The 16096-nt window shown below is 51.5% G+C and carries 15 protein-coding genes; 5 read left to right on the forward strand and 10 right to left on the reverse strand.

The features are described 5' to 3' along the window. Positions 1-82 precede the first annotated feature (82 nt). Positions 83-1033, forward strand: a complete 951-nt coding sequence (locus tag BHAP_RS01785; protein ID WP_094729064.1) for a hypothetical protein — start codon at positions 83-85, stop codon at positions 1031-1033. A gap of 18 nt (positions 1034-1051) precedes the next feature. Here BHAP_RS01785 and scpB read toward each other — a convergent pair whose 3' ends face one another. The 10 genes from scpB to BHAP_RS01835 form a co-directional block, all read right to left on the reverse strand. Continuing rightward, positions 1052-1717, reverse strand: coding sequence for an SMC-Scp complex subunit ScpB (scpB, locus tag BHAP_RS01790; protein WP_094729065.1), 666 nt, complete (start codon positions 1715-1717; stop codon positions 1052-1054). After that, a complete protein-coding gene (locus tag BHAP_RS01795) occupies positions 1714-2562 on the reverse strand; it encodes a segregation and condensation protein A (RefSeq protein ID WP_094729067.1) in 849 nt (282 codons plus the stop codon). Before BHAP_RS01795 ends, scpB begins: the two co-directional genes overlap by 4 nt. Beyond that, positions 2559-3398, reverse strand: coding sequence for a ParA family protein (locus tag BHAP_RS01800; RefSeq protein WP_094729170.1), 840 nt, complete (start codon positions 3396-3398; stop codon positions 2559-2561). Before BHAP_RS01800 ends, BHAP_RS01795 begins: the two co-directional genes overlap by 4 nt. Positions 3399-3606: 208 nt before the next feature. Continuing rightward, positions 3607-4614: a site-specific tyrosine recombinase XerD gene (gene xerD, locus BHAP_RS01805; protein ID WP_094729171.1), complete on the reverse strand. Its 1008-nt coding sequence runs from the start codon at positions 4612-4614 to the stop codon at positions 3607-3609. Between the two features lie 172 nt (positions 4615-4786). Then, positions 4787-5170, reverse strand: coding sequence for a 50S ribosomal protein L20 (gene rplT, locus BHAP_RS01810; RefSeq protein ID WP_094729069.1), 384 nt, complete (start codon positions 5168-5170; stop codon positions 4787-4789). 53 nt (positions 5171-5223) lie between these two features. After that, complete coding sequence (gene rpmI / locus BHAP_RS01815; protein ID WP_094729071.1) at positions 5224-5418, reverse strand: 50S ribosomal protein L35; 195 nt, start codon at positions 5416-5418, stop codon at positions 5224-5226. A gap of 18 nt (positions 5419-5436) precedes the next feature. Next, positions 5437-6138: a translation initiation factor IF-3 gene (infC, locus tag BHAP_RS01820; protein ID WP_094729073.1), complete on the reverse strand. Its 702-nt coding sequence runs from the start codon at positions 6136-6138 to the stop codon at positions 5437-5439. A 322-nt stretch (positions 6139-6460) separates the two neighbouring features. Next, the gene (locus BHAP_RS01825) at positions 6461-8146 is read right to left on the reverse strand and encodes a spermidine synthase (RefSeq protein WP_244569246.1); all 1686 of its coding nucleotides are present in this window, start codon (positions 8144-8146) and stop codon (positions 6461-6463) included. Positions 8147-8216: 70 nt separating this feature from the next. After that, positions 8217-9575, reverse strand: coding sequence for an MATE family efflux transporter (locus tag BHAP_RS01830; protein ID WP_094729075.1), 1359 nt, complete (start codon positions 9573-9575; stop codon positions 8217-8219). A gap of 143 nt (positions 9576-9718) precedes the next feature. Beyond that, a complete protein-coding gene (locus tag BHAP_RS01835; protein WP_094729077.1) occupies positions 9719-10045 on the reverse strand; it encodes a type II toxin-antitoxin system HicB family antitoxin in 327 nt (108 codons plus the stop codon). Between the two features lie 271 nt (positions 10046-10316). On the opposite strand from BHAP_RS01835, the gene BHAP_RS01840 reads away from it, so the two are divergent. From BHAP_RS01840 to BHAP_RS01855, 4 genes are all read left to right on the forward strand, one after another. Next, positions 10317-11531 carry a hypothetical protein gene (locus tag BHAP_RS01840; protein ID WP_143248705.1) on the forward strand — a complete coding sequence of 405 codons (1215 nt, stop codon included), beginning with the start codon at positions 10317-10319 and terminating at the stop codon, positions 11529-11531. A gap of 99 nt (positions 11532-11630) precedes the next feature. After that, the gene (locus tag BHAP_RS01845) at positions 11631-13826 is read left to right on the forward strand and encodes an alpha-galactosidase (protein ID WP_211279662.1); all 2196 of its coding nucleotides are present in this window, start codon (positions 11631-11633) and stop codon (positions 13824-13826) included. A 93-nt stretch (positions 13827-13919) separates the two neighbouring features. After that, positions 13920-15521 carry an aminopeptidase P family protein gene (locus BHAP_RS01850; protein ID WP_094729083.1) on the forward strand — a complete coding sequence of 534 codons (1602 nt, stop codon included), beginning with the start codon at positions 13920-13922 and terminating at the stop codon, positions 15519-15521. Between the two features lie 15 nt (positions 15522-15536). Next, positions 15537-16058 (forward strand): NUDIX hydrolase, encoded by a 522-nt coding sequence (locus BHAP_RS01855; RefSeq protein ID WP_094729085.1) that lies wholly within the window; start codon positions 15537-15539, stop codon positions 16056-16058. Positions 16059-16096: the final 38 nt, after the last annotated feature.

The following is a 16096-nucleotide window of genomic DNA, read 5'->3' on the forward strand; positions in this document are numbered from 1 at the left end:
TGGTATTCCAAACATAATGATGAGGCAATGACGATCATCAAGGTCTAGGGAACAGCACTGTAGCGAGGAAAGGTTACATACCATGACGACCGCTATATATACGACAACACCGTGCGAGAACGTCAAGACAACTCGTTATTTGCTTATCGTGCTCTTATCCATACTGTTGCCGATCAGTGCATGTGGTTCCGGCAATACCAACAGTACTACCGAGCAGCGCACGGCAGATCCATCTATCAAACCGCAATCCTCCTCGCAGTCAACCGATCAACTGCCGGTTCGATATCAACAGGAGCCGCTCGAAGCACGCAACGATTTGTCTGAAACACCAGATCTTACGCAGGAACATGGTTTGTCATGGTATCGTTACGCGCCTACTGATGATGGTGGTATTCGTGTGTTTTTCGCAGCATCAACAACCTGTGCGTATCGTCTTATTGTGCGAGAAACATCTCAATATGTTGGCGTACGACTGGTTGAGGGAAGTACTGCGGACCGTGCCTGTACGTTTGACCGCACTGGTGCAACATTTGATTCAATGCATGCCACACTACGCCGCCCTATAGGAGATCGAATTGCAGTTGAACTAGGTGATCTCGTGTTTTGGGCAACGAATCCGCCAGACACACTCACCGACGCACCAAAGCTTACGCATCTTGCCACTGACGTGTCGTCGATTCCTGAAGTCATTGTTCTCCAGCAGCCTGACGATGACATGATTATTATCAATGGAACGGTCTACGCCCATGTTGATTGGGCTGACAAGACCGTGGACAACAGTACTGACGCGATTGCCAAACTGACTCATATTGGCGAAATTGGACGCCAGCTCAACGGGAAGAACGGAGTGCTTACGCTGGAAGGTGATCTGTATCTGCGTGATTGGGATGCGACTGTACTTGAAGCTGGCACCCCGGTTTACGCCGATTCTGCACAACCGTCGCTAGTGTTTACAATGGAAGCCAATGCCACAGCCAGTGGCGAATATGACGGCTTGCGTTTGCGTGGATATATGGCGATGGTCGAAGGATGAATTCCGCCGACAGGCGAGCTAGTACTCTGAGTCAGCGGTAACCTCGTCAGCTGAGTCAGGTAAGAATGGGGCGAGCGATGGCAATTGGTCGAGCGAATCCAATCCCATATGATCAAGAAATAGCGCAGAAGTCACCAGCAGCGCGGCACGCGACTCAGCATCAACCCCATCCTCGCGAATTAATCCACGAACCGTGAGCGAACGAATCACACCATCCGAATTGACACCGCGAATCGCTGCCACCTGCGCACGAGTCACCGGCTGTCGGTACGCGATAATCGCCAACGCTTCCAACGCCGCCTGTGACAAACGAGCAGTTTGCCCGTCAGTCACGAACGAGGTAACAACCGGTTCAAACTCAGCGCGACTCGCGTACTGCCATCCGCGTGCAGTTCGGCGCAGTTCAAAACCGCGCTGCTCACGCTCATAATCGGAACGCATACTCTTGAGAAGACTTTCGACCGTTACCTCATCCGTATCAAGTACCAAAGCTAGGTCAGCCGACTGCTGCGGCTGCTCAGCAGCCATCAAAATCGCTTCAAGGCAAGCGCGCAATCCGCCCGGATATGTTGTCTGAGATGTCTGATCCGCCTGAGCTATGTCATCAGCATGATCAGTAACATTATGGTCAGCCGAATCAGAATCGGCATCACGTAACTTGTGACCTTCAACGTATGATGTCATGCGAAATCCTTATCACTGATATCAAGCAAATCTTGATCGTCGTCATCTGCTCCGGGAACCAATCGCAAATACAATGGCTCATACGGTCCACTCTGGCGAAACTGCAGTACGCCCTGTTTGAAAAACGCAAGTATCGCAAGGAATCTGGCGACTGTTTCAATACGTGAACTCGTGTCCGCAATCAATTGTGCGAACGTCATCGACGAACCAGATGGCAGTGCACTCAATCGTTCGCGCACCAACGCCGCTTGTGCACGCATATCCACAAGCGGAACGTGCAACTGATGCGTAGCAACTTCATCAGCCGGCGCATTAGCAAACGCATGCACGGCAATACGAGCCAAATCAGTAGGCGTCACTGTCCACACGAGTTCAGGCAGTAACGCGCTCATCGTCTCGTCAATCACAGCTGGATGCGCAAACCGGCCAGCATTCGCAGCAATACGCTCTCGAAAATCAGCTGCAGCAGCCTTAAACGCGCGATACTGCAAAAGACGAGCGAAGAGTAAGTCTCGCTCACGCAACGCTTCAAGACTCTGCTCATCGCGTCGCTCGTCCTCTCCCCCAGGCAGTAACGCAACACTTTTCGCCTCAACCAGCACAGAAGCGACATCGAGAAACGCGCTTGCTTCATCCATGTTGTGCGCAATATCTAAGCCGCGCACGTACGCGAGAAACTCTTCCGTGATCGAAGACAACGATACTTCAGTCAGCTCAAGCCGCCGGTTCGCGATCATCGCAAGTAGCACGTCAAACGGACCATCGTAGACGTCAAGAGCTACACGGAAACCAAGCCGGTCACGATCCTGTGTCATGTCCGGCTCTACCAGTGCGGTTTCACTCATGCGATCACGCCGCGCGCAACTAGTTCACGTGCGACCTCACGATACTCCTTGCTGGTCTTATGATTCGGCGCAAAAATCGTAATTGGCGCTGCAGCTACCGTGGAGTCAGGCAGCTTAATCGAACGCGAAATCACCGTGTGAAACACTTTGTCTTGGAACGCTTCATAAATGCGCTGCAAAACTTCTTCACAGTGCAAGGTGCGCGTGTACATGGTTACGAGCACGCCGTAAATTTCCAGACCCGGGTTAATACGCGACTGTACTTTCTCAATCGATTGCATGAGCAATGCCACGCCACGCAATGCGAAGAATTCTGCAGCGACAGGAATAATCACACCGTCAGCCGCAGTGAGAGCATTCACCGTAAGCAATCCGAGCGACGGCTGGCAGTCAACGATAATCACATCATATTCGTTGATAATCGGACGCAGTACGCTGGCAAGAATCTGCTCGCGTCCAACTTCAGTCACTAGCTGCACTTCGGCAGCAGACAAGTCGATATTTGCCGGAATAATATCGAGGTTTTCGAACTCCGTATGTTGAATAACCTCGTGCACGTCCATACGCGGGTTGAACAAAGCCGTGTAAATCGTATTATCAATATTGTTCGCGTTAATACCAAGTCCTACGCTGGCAGCACCCTGAGGGTCGAAGTCGACAATAAGTACGCGACGACCGTATTGGCTGAGCGCGCCGGCAATATTGATGGAACTCGTAGTCTTACCGACACCGCCTTTTTGGTTGCACATAGCAATAACCCTCGCAGGGCCGTGCTGATGCAACGGCTGCGGCGCGGGAAAGGTTTCATATTCACGTCCAAGCAGATCGGTAGGCATACCGTTTACTGTATCATCCCCATCATCGATGTCCTCTTGTTCGTCACTGGGCGCGTCTTGCGGCGCGGTTTCATCCAGATCGGGCATGTCGAAGGCATCTTGTTGAAATTTCACGTTTCTTATCATCGCACCTTCACCCGTCAAGTTGACGCTGCTCGCGTCGTGTGTTCCTTGCATAAGTCCCCTGTATAAGTTTAACGCTTACAACTCATCTCGCCCGCGGATGAGCGGTGAGATACGTTTCGATAAGATTTTCCGGGCTAACATGCGTGTAAATCTGCGTTGTCGTGACTGACGCGTGGCCGAGAAGTTCTTGCACAGTGCGCACGTCAGCACCGCCTTGGATGAGATGTGTTGCGAACGAATGGCGCAAGGTATGCGGATGCAATGGTTTATCGATATGCGCGCGTTTGCCAGTATCGACAATGATCTGCCACGCCGATTGACGTGATAATCGATGACCGCGACGATTGAGAAAAACTGCACGTCGTTCTGGATGTCCTGATCGGATTCGTGCTTCAAGTATTGGACGACCGAGCGCAAAATATTGCTGTAACGCTTCGCACGCATAATGGCCGATCGGAACCAAACGCTGCTTAGACCCTTTGCCCATCAGCCGAACAACATGCGCATCGTCGAGGTCAAGATCGTCAAGGTTCATGCCGACGGCTTCCGAAACGCGCGCGCCCGTGGCATACATGCATTCAAGTAATGCTTTATCGCGCAAGGCTGCTGCACCGTCCAAAGTGGCAGCTTGCGCAGCATCTGCCGGAACTGGAACTGCATCGAGTAAGCGCGTGACTTCGTCTATTGTGAGCACGTCAGGTAAAGTACTGGCACCTTTAGGTGCTTTAATGGACGCTGATGCGTCCTCTTCGGCTGCATGATCGGCTACAGCGAATCGGTGAAACATGTGGATACTGGCGAGACGACGCGCTTTACTTCGTGCGCCGTCACCGGCTTGATCAAGTGCTGCAATGTAGTCTTCCACATCTTGCCTGCTGATAGCACGCGGGTCGTCAATACTGCGGCGTTCATGAAGCCACACAAGGTAGGCGTTGAGATCGGATTCGTACGCTTCGACTGTCGCCGTTGCCAGTCCGCGTTCGACAGCAATATGCGCGACGAATCGATCGAGTAGACAAGTAAGTGCAGTGCTGGCAGCGTGCGACGCGGCACTTGCTGTTTTCACTGTGTTTGACGTGTTTGTTGCCATATCAACAGCTGCTGTTGCGCTGTTCGCGTCGCGTATTGTGCCTGTCATGATGCTTTATGATATGCGAACACCCCGCACTTTGGCGGGGTGTTACACAATATGTCGTGCTTTACATCAATCTGTGTTTAGTGTCGATTGATGCGTGACACGAAAGTCGTCAAAAAATCGACGCTCACGCCTCAACAGGAGCGTTGACATCTTCCGGCAGAGCAGCCTTAGCGGCGTCCACGATAGCCTTGAAGGCTTCCGGATCGGAAACAGCCAGCTCAGCGAGAGCGCGACGGTCGAGCTCAATGTCGGCCAGACGCAGGCCCTGAATGAAGCGGTTGTAAGTGATGCCTTCAGCGCGGACGGCAGCGTTGATACGCTGAATCCACAGCTTACGGAAGTCACCCTTGCGAGCCTTACGGTCGCGGTAGTTGTAAGTAAATGAGTGGAGCAGCTGTTCCTTAGCCTTGCGGTACAGGCGGGAGCGCTGGCCGCGGTAGCCGGAAGCCCTCTCGAGAACAACGCGACGCTTCTTGTGGGCGTTCACTGCGCGCTTGACACGTGCCATAATCTATTCCTCAGCTTTCTGAAAATATCTTCGCGAATTCGGCTTCAGGCGACTCAGCGGCCCAGCAGCTTCTTCATAACCTTGGTCTGCGACGGAGCCAGCACGGCATCGGCCTTCAGAGCGCGACGCTTGCGAGCAGACTTGTGCTCCAAGTTGTGGCGCATGGCGCTACCGTTCTGGACCAGCTTGCCCTTGCCAGTGATGCGGACGCGCTTGGACGCGGCGGAATTGGTTTTCATCTTCGGCATTGCTGCCCTCCTTGTTGGTTACTTCTTTTCGGAAGTCGTATTGTCGTCGGCACCGGCCACGGTGGCCTTCGCATCAGCTACAGCCTGAGCTTGTGCTTCCTGCTTAGCGGCTAGACGGGCGGCCTGACGGGCCTGACGTTCGGCGCGGGACTGGTCTCCGCGGCGACGCTGTTCGGACTGCGTATGCACCTTCTTGCCCTTAGGCGCAAGCGTCATGATGATGTTGCGGCCTTCTTGCTTAGGCGCAGATTCGACAGTGCCGTACTCCTGCACGTCGTCTGCTAGACGCTGCAGTAACTCGACACCGCCGATCGGACGGGACTGTTCACGGCCACGCAGCATGATGGTGACCTTGACTTTGTCGCCGCCACTTAGGAAGCGGATGACGTGCCCTCTCTTGACTTCGAAGTCGTGGTCGTCGATCTTCAGGCGGAAGCGGATCTCCTTGATCTCCGCAGTGCTCTGGTTACGGCGGGCTTCACGAGCTTTGATCTTCTCGTTGTACTTAAACTTGCCGTAATCGATGAGCTTGGCGACCGGAGGCTTCGCGTTGGGTGCCACCTCGACGAGATCGAGGTTCGCTTCCTTGGCCAGGTTCAGCGCGACGGAAGTCGCGATGACTCCCACCTGTTCGCCGTTCGGTCCGATCAGACGCACCTGGGAGACGCGAATCTCGTCGTTAATGCGTGGTTCGTCGCTAATGATGACTCCAATCCTCATGTTCCTTCAGCGGTTCACCCGATTGGTTGCCATGCATGACGGATTCAAAGCAAGTCACAGCCGACGTCAACGCGCGGCTACTTACAACACATACCGTGTCGTACATGTATATCTGCATTCTTGCATGCGATATACGCTTCAACTTATACAGCTGAAGTTAGGCTCTTGCCTTGAACCCGAGGCCATAACAGGCTTCCAGGTGGGGTTACCCCGCTTTCTTGATTTCTCAAGCCTTGTAGATAATACCACATGCCCAGACCTGCGCGTGTCGCACCGATCTCAATGCATGAAAAGGTTCATCAGCATATCTAGTAGCCGCACTTTACTGTACTGCTCTGAGCAGTCCTGCGATACCTTCTTTGCGTAACAGGTCACGATACGGTCCAGCTTGCTCAGCAATAATGTTGTCGATCGCGCGCATACCAAGTACTTCAACCGGTGCTTTGTCGTCGGTCAAAATCGTCGCGTTCGCGCGATCTGCTGGATTGCTCACGGCAGTCATTCGCTGCGCTACAGCGCCCATCGTCGCTGCCAGCTCATGACTGTGCGTACGATCATAGGTACGTGACTCAAGCGTTGCCGCATTCGAGAGCGCACTCATCGCATCGTCAGCATTCTTGCTCCCTGCCGAATCGTCAAGTTTTTTCGCAAACAGTTCACGGTTCGTCGTATTCGGTACATCCGCAGTGCGCACATTTGCAAAACCAAATACTGACGAGATCGTGTCTGTCAGCGCTTCGTTAATTGAGCCTGTTCCGTCTGAAATCATGTTCATATTGACGACCATCACACCACCGGGATTGAGATGATTGCGCACCATCGTAAAGAATTCAGTCGAACTCATCTGAAACGGAATCGTGATGTCCTGATACGCGTCGACCATAATCACATCGTACGTATCGTGGCTTGCTGCGAGCCACGCGCGACCATCGTACGTACTGACGTCAATGTCAGCCGGTTCGTCGAAATATGTTCCTGCTAAATCAGTGATTTTCTGATCAATTTCTACACCAGTGATTGCAATATTTGGATAATACTGGCGTAACTGCCTCGCGTACGTACCGGTGCCCATACCGAGAATAAGCGCAGAGTTAGCTTGATCGGCGAGCGCAGGAGCTGCGAGTGCGGTGTCGTAGTACATGCCAGTTAGTCCGGGCTGTTTCATGGTGACTGATTGCACGCCGAACAGTACGTTGGTGGAGAGAATAGTGCGGTCAGTGAGGTTTTTGACTTGTAGATAGTTGTAGATTGATTCGCCTTCGTATGCGATGGTTGAACGACGTTCCCAGAATGCGAAGCCGGTCATTGGTGACAGGATTGCTGACACGATAAAAATGACGACAGCGATTGCGCATGCGATGCGACGGATTCGTGCGGCGAGGAAGTAGATGATTGGCAGGCATAAGAGTACGCCGGAGAAAATGAGGAAGGTGACGAAGGTGCCGACTGCGGGAATCGTGACGAATGTTGGCAGGAATGTGCCAAGGATGGAGCCGACCGTGTTGCATGCGGATAGTCGTCCGACGACGGATGCGTTGTCGTCGAGTGAGTCGGTGGCGAATTTGTTGAGGCCTGGAGTGACGGTACCGAGTAAAAACAGTGGTGGTACGAAGATGATCATGCAGCTGACGAATGCTGCGATAACGAGAAAGTTTGTCGATACAGTGACGATCAAGAGTCCGGAGATTGCAAGGATGACGTATTTGCCAACGAGTGGAATAAGCGCGATCCATACCGCTGCAATGAGGATGCGCATGTAGAGTTTGTCGGGGTTAGGGTCGCGGTCAGCCCAGCGGCCTCCGAATACGGCACCGAGTGCGAGTGCGATCATGATGGTGCCGATGATGATGGTCCATACGATTTGCGAGCTGGAAAAGTATGGTGCGAGTAAGCGTGATGCGCCGAGTTCTGCGGCCATAACGGCCATGCCGGAGAAGAATTCGGTGACGTAGAGGAAGATTTTTGATGTCAGGATTGGACGCTTGTTGTCTGTCGCTGCTTGTGCCATGCGTGACCTCTTCCCCGTTGTGCGTAACTATGCATAGCGTACTGATATGCCGTGATCGAGATTTACTCACTTAGCGCAATTCACGCAAAATCTTGCGCTGGACTGGAATAGTCACCGCAAACGAGAGCACGTCCGATACGGATTGGGCCATTTCCACGCCGAGTACGCCGAAGAAATGCGGCAGAATGAGCACCGCTGGGGCGAGGAATAGTCCCATACGGCATACGGCGAGGAATGAGGCTATGCCGGTTTTTCCCATAGTCTGTGTAGACATGTTGCCCATCATGTTGACGCCGTTGAGCGCGACCGTCACGCATTGCAAGTGTAGTGCTGCCACGCCTACTTCTACCACGGCTGGATCAGAGCGGAAGATTCCGATCAGTTGCGGCGCACATATCCAGACCAGTGCTCCAATCGCGACAAGTACGCCAGTCGACAGTTTAACGCAGAACCAGTATGCTTGCCGAACTCGATCATATCGGCCAGCACCGTAGTTATAACCGCATACTGGCTGGAAGCCTTGGCCGAGTCCGATGATTACCGAGTTTGCGCCGAGCATAATGCGCATAACGATTGCCATGCCTGCGATAGCTGCATCACCGAACGGATTGGCAGCGATATTGACGCACGTGGTTGCGATTGAACCAGCTCCTTGGCGCACAAGCGACGGCAAACCACCACCAATAATTTCACGCATTAATAGCGCATCTGGTTGGCAATTGCGCAACGACAGTTTGATCACGCCTAACTTGCGACTGAGCGTCGTTAGGATGATAAAACTTGTCGCCTGGCAAATACCTGTTGCAAGTCCAGCTCCAAAAATACCAAGATTAAATACGAAGATGAATAGTGGCGCCAGCAGAAAGTTCAGCAATGCTCCAGATACAAGCCCTGCCATACCGAACGCCGACTGTCCTTGATAACGCAGTAATCCGTTAAGCGCGAATGAGCCGCATACACAAGGTGCTGCGATCAGAATCGGCGTAAGGTATTGCACTGCGTACGGTGCAATTGTCGATGTTGAGCCAAGTGCAATGACGAGCGGGCGCAACGTGATTAATCCGATGATAGCCACAGCTAAACCGCATAAAACCGCTCCCGAAAAACCAATAGCAAGCAGTTTCGCCGCACGCTCATTATGCTGTTTGCCGAGTTCACGGCTCATAGAGTTGCCCGAGCCATTACCGAAGAAAAACCCAATAGCTTGCAGCACAGTCATAATCGAGAATGCGATGCCAATAGCACCTGATTGTGCAGTACCAAGCTGTCCAATAAAGAACGTATCGGTGAGATTATACGCAGTGGTGACCAGATTCGATATTACCGCTGGAATACACAACTTAAGAATAAGTGGACGGATTGGCTGACCGGTCATCTGCCGGTATTTCACGTCTGCGCTCGCTCGTTTAATCGTATGAATCTGTGCCACGTTTGGTTACTGTACTCGCGGTATTGACTGTATACGAATACGCATGCCCGGCATGCAAGACAAGACTTATGCCTTTGCCGATATTGACTGACCTCATCATGTCACATAGCTCGAGCACAATTCCACGCGGCTAAGTAAGACCGTTAAGCCAAACGAGATTGTACAAGTCGACTGAGCGAAACGCCTTGTTCAGCAGCTTCGATCGTCAAACGGCGATGAACTTCAGGAGGCACGCGCAGCATAATATGTCCCGAATAGTGGCGTTCTTCAAATGGCTCAGGGACAGTCTGTCCTTTACTCCGCAATGCGGCGACACGTTCAGAAGCCATGACACGCAGTCCGGCAAGCGCGTCTACTGATGACTGCGCGATGAATCTGAGATCAGGCAGTTCTGCCACAGTCGCGACAAATCCATTATCCTCATTCGACCAGTGGATGCGATACACATATCGATCGCTTTCATCAGGCATAGCGCACCTCCTCAGCATCGTGTCTAGGCTCACCATATCGCATGCCCGGGCCGCTTGAGAACGACTTCGACACGCCAAACACGCCAATCGAACATTTGTACGACCGATATGATATCACTATTGATACCACACAGCGCAGTGTCGCGATCTATAGAAAGGAGTGATCATGACATCCGCAACCTTATATGCGCCCGAAGTTGATAGTCTCATGCACATACATAACTCACATTCACCGGACCTCATCCTTCCGCTTGATCTGTATGCACAGACATTGATCGCGCTACTGCACAATATTGTGCCGCTGCACGATACTCGCTCATTATGGATTACTTCTGAGCGCGGGCCAATTGAAGCATTTGGCACTTATGATCCACATGGTGACGGTGTATTCGAATCGTATGAGCAATTTAAAGAGCATTGGCTGGCCTGTTACCCAGAGGAATGTCAATGGTATCGACTTACCTACACCGAACATGACGATGTTCGCCGACTCACCATCAATGATCGTCTGTCAATCCGATTTATTGCCCACGCACCAGACGATGATGACCCAGCTTTTGTTATGCAGCTCATGTCGTGGCTAATTACGGGTGTTGAAGAATGCGTTCGTCAATGCGCTCAGGGAACATATAACACTTGGGTGCGTGAACAGCTGCCGTTCACTATGCGCACCGGCGTGCTGTCTCGTAAGGATTATTGGACGGTTTTCCCTGAAAGTCTCGCCTATGTTCGAAGTATTGTCAGCGATGAAGATATACGTCGATTTGAAGCAGTATTTTGCGCCCAAGCACTGCATACTCAATCTAAGCAAGCCTGCAGCGTAGCCTTGTTCACGCTGAATGATTATTTTGACGTGTGCCGTGTCGTATATAGCACTATGCAGCTGCCGGCTCCATGTGATGCCCACTCATCTGAAGACTGGTATCGCCGGTATGCGAACCCACGAGGGCAGACATCACTGGAGATGCTTGACCGCAGTTCGCCACAAGAATTTGCATCATGGATTGCAGATTCCCGAGCAGATGAGTATACGTGGCAAATACTTCCGGGCCCATCGTTTTCATGGCTCACGCTTATGCCGTTACATGCTAATAATGGGTGGATACTGCAACTGGGCAGTGCAGCTTATCCGATGTGTGCTGATGCTATACGAGTCGCCTTAGCGTTACACGATGTGGGGTATCCAGTAAGGGTTCAACACGCATACAACATGCTACACATGGTTCGTGGAGAAGACACTATTGGCATATTGCCACAGTATGTGATGCCTCCCTATGATGACATATCGTTTCCAGATGATTCAGTCTGTGAACTCATTACACTACCGTTTGATCGTACTGAAGATGTGATTGCTCAAACTCATTGGTATCCGATTACACCGGTCCACATTATCGACCAGAGTGCTTATGAGCCGGTGAATAATGTAGATAATGATGACGAATTGCACAATACGATCATGCAATGTCATAGTCGTAAATACACGTGAGGCTTGTGACGACAGTCGGAGGGAGTGATGATGAACATCACGTTTCATAGCTCAGGTCGAGTATTTCACTTGCAGGGTTACGGTTTTAGCTATATCAGCATGATATTGCCTAATGGGCAGCTCGGGCAGTTGTACTTTGGCGCTCCGTTAGCAGATCGTGATGGTTTCGAACACATGCTTGTCGCAGCACATCGAGATATGGCGCCTTGCCCGTTTGAAGGCAATGGCGATTTCTCGATGGAAGATATTAAGCAAGAGTATCCGGTTAATGGCAACGGTGATCTGCGCAATGTTGCGTGTGTGATTGAAACGCCGGATGGTGCACGCAATGCTGATTTTCGTTATGTGTCACATGAGATTCATTCTGGTAAACCTAAGCTCGCAGGACTTCCGGCTACATATGTGGAGCATGATGATGAAGCTGAAACACTCGCTATTACCTTGCGAGATGACCTGCTGCGTCTACGACTGATTCTCTCGTACACTATTTATCGCGATCTGCCAGTGATTACACGCAATGTGCAATTTATTAATGACGGTAATAGCTCTGTCATATTGCAACGTGCACTAAGCACTAATCTTGACCTTCCAGACGCGAATTGGGACATGATGGAGTTCACCGGCGCATGGGGGCGTGAACGTCATCCTCAAACGTTCCGCATTCATACTGGCGTGCAAGAGATCTACAGCCTACGCGGTCATAGTAGCCATCAATTTAACCCGTTCCTTGTGCTCAAACGTCCACATACTGACGAGTTTCAAGGCGAAGCAATCGGCACAGCGCTGGTATACAGTGGCAATTTTCTTGGCTCAGTGGAAGTTGACAATTATCATGTCACTCGACTGATGATGGGTATTCATCCGCAGGGGTTCGCATGGACGCTTGCACCCGGTGAAGCTTTTCAAACGCCTGAAGCAATTACTGTTTACACGTGTGACGGGTTGAATGCACTCAGTCAGGCATTGCATACGCTATTGCGTACGCGACTTGCTCACGGGTATTGGCGTGACCGTCCACGACCCATTTTGCTCAACAGCTGGGAATCGACGTACATGCAGTTCGATGAGGCGAAACTGTTGTCAATTGCTAGCAAAGCGCATGAACTTGGTATTGACTTGTTCGTATTAGATGACGGATGGTTCGGTCATCGTGATAATGCGACGAGCTCTCTCGGTGATTGGGTTGCTGATCGGCGTAAATTACCTGATGGGATTGAAGGATTAGCATCTAAGATCAATGCGTTGGGCATGCAGTTTGGACTGTGGTTTGAACCGGAGATGATCAGCAAAGATTCTCATCTGTATCGAGCCCATCCTGATTGGATGATTCGAGTTCCAGGGCGTGAGCCGCTGCAGGGGCGTAATCAGTACGTGCTTGATCTCAGTAAGACGGACGTAGTCAACTACCTGTTTGAAGCAATGAGCGCGATACTCTCATCTGGCAAGGTATCGTATGTCAAATGGGATATGAATCGCAGTATCACTGATGTTTTCTCGCAAGGCCGGCCTCGTGAGTTTCAAGGAGAGCTCTTGCATCGGCAAATCCTTGGTATGTACGCGTTGTATGAGAGGCTGACGAGCACATTCCCCAAAGTGTTGTTTGAATCGTGCGCTTCTGGCGGAGCACGATTCGATCCTGGCATGTTGTATTACGCTCCACAAGGCTGGGTTTCTGACGATACCGATGCTGTAGAGCGAGTGAAAATTCAATTTGGTACATCGTATGCGTACCCAATTTCGAGTATGGGCAGTCACGTGTCAGCAGTACCGAATCATCAGATTATGCGTGTCACACCGTTGAAAACGCGAGCTGATGTGGCATATTTCGGCACGTTTGGATACGAGCTGGATGTCAATGCAATGTCTGACGATGAACAGCGACAAGTGCGTGATCAGATCGCGTTTATGAAAGCGCATCGCGGGCTCATTGACACAGGTACATTCTGGCGTCTGATCAGCCCATTTGAAGAGTCTGAAGTCGGCTTACAACAGGGGTCAGAAGCCGCTTGGATGGTAGTGTCAGCTGACCGCCGGCATGCACTCGTTGGGTATTATCGCATGATCATGCCATTAAATGAGGGTTACAGACTGTTGAAACTAGCTGGACTCGATCCGACAACAACATACAGTGTGCATGATACTCAATTCCCGTTACCAGCCTTGCAGTTCACTTATGGCGGTGACGAACTCATGTCACACGGGTTCGATATCTCTGACACTGGATTTGGACCGTTTACTACTGACATGTATCAAGGTGATTATCTATCTCGGCTTTTCGAGATAAATGCTCTATGACCCACGAAACATGCTGAAAAGATTATTCGGACTACGATATGGCATGGAAGTATCCAACACTGCATTTATATGCACAGTAAAGGAGCACAAACAGTGAGTGAAGTGGTGACCGATAAGGACAAGGCATACGAAGCTGAGGAGCAGGCTAGCGCGCCGGGTGCAAACCAGCCAATGAGCGATCGAGTAAATAACCGTTCGCTGCGTCCGAACAGTGACGCATTCAAGGCATTCATGAAGACTGGTTGGGACAATCAGGAGCCTGAAGTTGAGCCATTGGAGTCTTCACAGTTCACTCCGGCACGTCTTGAAGCGCTCGGTCGTGCGTTCCCCGGTGAACGTCTGGTGATTCCTGCCGGTCAGCCGAAGGTGCGTAATAACGATTGTGATTACATGTTCCGTCCGGACACATCGTTTGCCTACTACACGGGCCTTGGTCAGGATTACGAGGCGGGCGCCGTGCTTGTGCTCAATCCGGTAGACCCAGATTCTGAGGAAGCCAAAGCAGGTAAGACGCATGTCGCTGAACTCTTTGTGGCGCCGCGTGCAGATAACTCTACCGAAGATTACTACCGTGATCCGCATTACGGTGAGTATTGGGTTGGCCCGCGTGCTGGTTTGAAGGAACTGCATGCAATGACCGGTTTGGAAACTCATGATATTGCGCAGCTTGCTGATGCTCTGAGCAAGGATGTCGGTTCTGAAGCTGGAGCAGTACGTGTGCGTGTGATCGCTGATGCAGATCCGCAGATTACTGCAATGGTCGAAGGTATCCGTGAAGCAAATGGTTACGCTGATCCGGATAAGAATGCTGCAGATGACGATAAGCTGCACGAATTCGCTGCTGAAGCGCGTATGATCAAGGATTCTTACGAAATCAATGAGATGCGTAAGGCTATCGCCGCTACTAAGGACGGTTTTGATCGTATTTTGACTCGTCTGCCGCGCGTAATCGATAAGCCAAATTCAGAGCGTATGCTCGAAGGCGCGTTTAACTCGAATGCTCGTGAAGAAGGCAACGGTCTAGGCTATGACACGATTATCGCGTCAGGTGAGCATGCGCCGATTCTACATTGGATGCGCAACACGGGTGTGGTTCGTCAAGGCGACATGCTGCTTATCGATGCAGGTGTTGAGGTCAACAGCCTCTACACTGCCGATATCACGCGTACATTCCCAGTGGGCGGTAAATTCACTGAATTGCAGAAGCGTCTGTATCAGGCCGTACTCGACTCTCAGCAGGCTGGTTTTGAGGCAGCTCAGCCGGGCGCCACGTATTCGGATATTCATCATGCGTGCATGCGCGTGATCGCTGAGCGTCTGCATGAGTGGGGTATTCTCAAGGTTGACGTGGAAGAATCCCTCTCTCCTGAAGGTCAGCAGCATCGTCGTTGGCTTGCCTGCGGCGTGGCACACCATCTTGGTATTGATGTGCATGATTGCGCTCAAGCACGTTACGAGTCGTATCAGGGCGCCAAGATCACTCCGGGTATGATCTTCACCATTGAGCCGGGCCTCTACTTTGCAAAGAACGATCTGCTGCTGCCTCCAGAAATGCGCGGCATCGGTATTCGTGTCGAGGATGATGTGCTTATGACTGAGCATGGTCCGGAATGGCTGTCTGCCGGTATTCCAAAGCAGATTGACGAAGTAGAGCAGTGGATGGCTGATCGCGCTGCTGCTACCCCTGCGTTCTGAGATAAAGGTAGTTCCATGCCAACTCCAGACTTCGTACTCAAATTACGTGAGAAAATCGGCCATAATCTCCTATGGCTGATGGGCGTAACCGGTTGTGTGCTCGATAACGAAGGCCGAATCCTACTTGGCCGTCGTTCCGACACCGGCGAATGGGCTATGGTGTACGGGATCAACGAACCAGGCGAACAGCCCGGTGACACGGTGATCCGTGAGATCAAAGAGGAAACCGGAGTCGATGCAATCGTCACCGATTTGGTAGCGGTGATCTCATCTAACAAGGTCATCACATATGCAAACGGCGACAACACAATGTACATGGACCATTCATTCCTGTGCACGTTGAAGCCGGGAGGTAATGCAAAGCCATTCGTTGGCGATGAGGAAAGCCTTAACGTCGGCTGGTTCGATCTCGATGATCTCCCCCAGCCACTCGCAGCCAGTACTGTCGAACGTCTCACCTTGTTCCGCCGTTATATCGAAAACAAGGCTCACGGCGACGCACACGCCTTCTTCATCACAGAAGATCAGCTCCACTAATATCATTAAGAGCTTCCTAAGATATTAGTCACATGAGG

The sequence above is a fragment of the Bifidobacterium hapali genome, assembly GCF_002259755.1.
GTDB classification, from domain to species: domain Bacteria; phylum Actinomycetota; class Actinomycetes; order Actinomycetales; family Bifidobacteriaceae; genus Bifidobacterium; species Bifidobacterium hapali.

Coding starts and splice junctions, on each gene's coding strand:
- rplT (WP_094729069.1), bottom strand. CDS start 5,170: ATGGCACGTGTCAAGCGCGCAGTGAACGCCCACAAGAAGCGTCGCGTT.
- BHAP_RS01855 (WP_094729085.1), top strand. CDS start 15,537: ATGCCAACTCCAGACTTCGTACTCAAATTACGTGAGAAAATCGGCCAT.
- BHAP_RS01785 (WP_094729064.1), top strand. CDS start 83: ATGACGACCGCTATATATACGACAACACCGTGCGAGAACGTCAAGACA.
- BHAP_RS01845 (WP_211279662.1), top strand. CDS start 11,631: ATGATATTGCCTAATGGGCAGCTCGGGCAGTTGTACTTTGGCGCTCCG.
- infC (WP_094729073.1), bottom strand. CDS start 6,138: ATGAGGATTGGAGTCATCATTAGCGACGAACCACGCATTAACGACGAG.
- scpB (WP_094729065.1), bottom strand. CDS start 1,717: ATGACATCATACGTTGAAGGTCACAAGTTACGTGATGCCGATTCTGAT.
- rpmI (WP_094729071.1), bottom strand. CDS start 5,418: ATGCCGAAGATGAAAACCAATTCCGCCGCGTCCAAGCGCGTCCGCATC.
- BHAP_RS01825 (WP_244569246.1), bottom strand. CDS start 8,146: ATGGCACAAGCAGCGACAGACAACAAGCGTCCAATCCTGACATCAAAA.
- BHAP_RS01800 (WP_094729170.1), bottom strand. CDS start 3,398: ATGCCTACCGATCTGCTTGGACGTGAATATGAAACCTTTCCCGCGCCG.
- xerD (WP_094729171.1), bottom strand. CDS start 4,614: ATGGCAACAAACACGTCAAACACAGTGAAAACAGCAAGTGCCGCGTCG.
- BHAP_RS01835 (WP_094729077.1), bottom strand. CDS start 10,045: ATGCCTGATGAAAGCGATCGATATGTGTATCGCATCCACTGGTCGAAT.
- BHAP_RS01795 (WP_094729067.1), bottom strand. CDS start 2,562: ATGAGTGAAACCGCACTGGTAGAGCCGGACATGACACAGGATCGTGAC.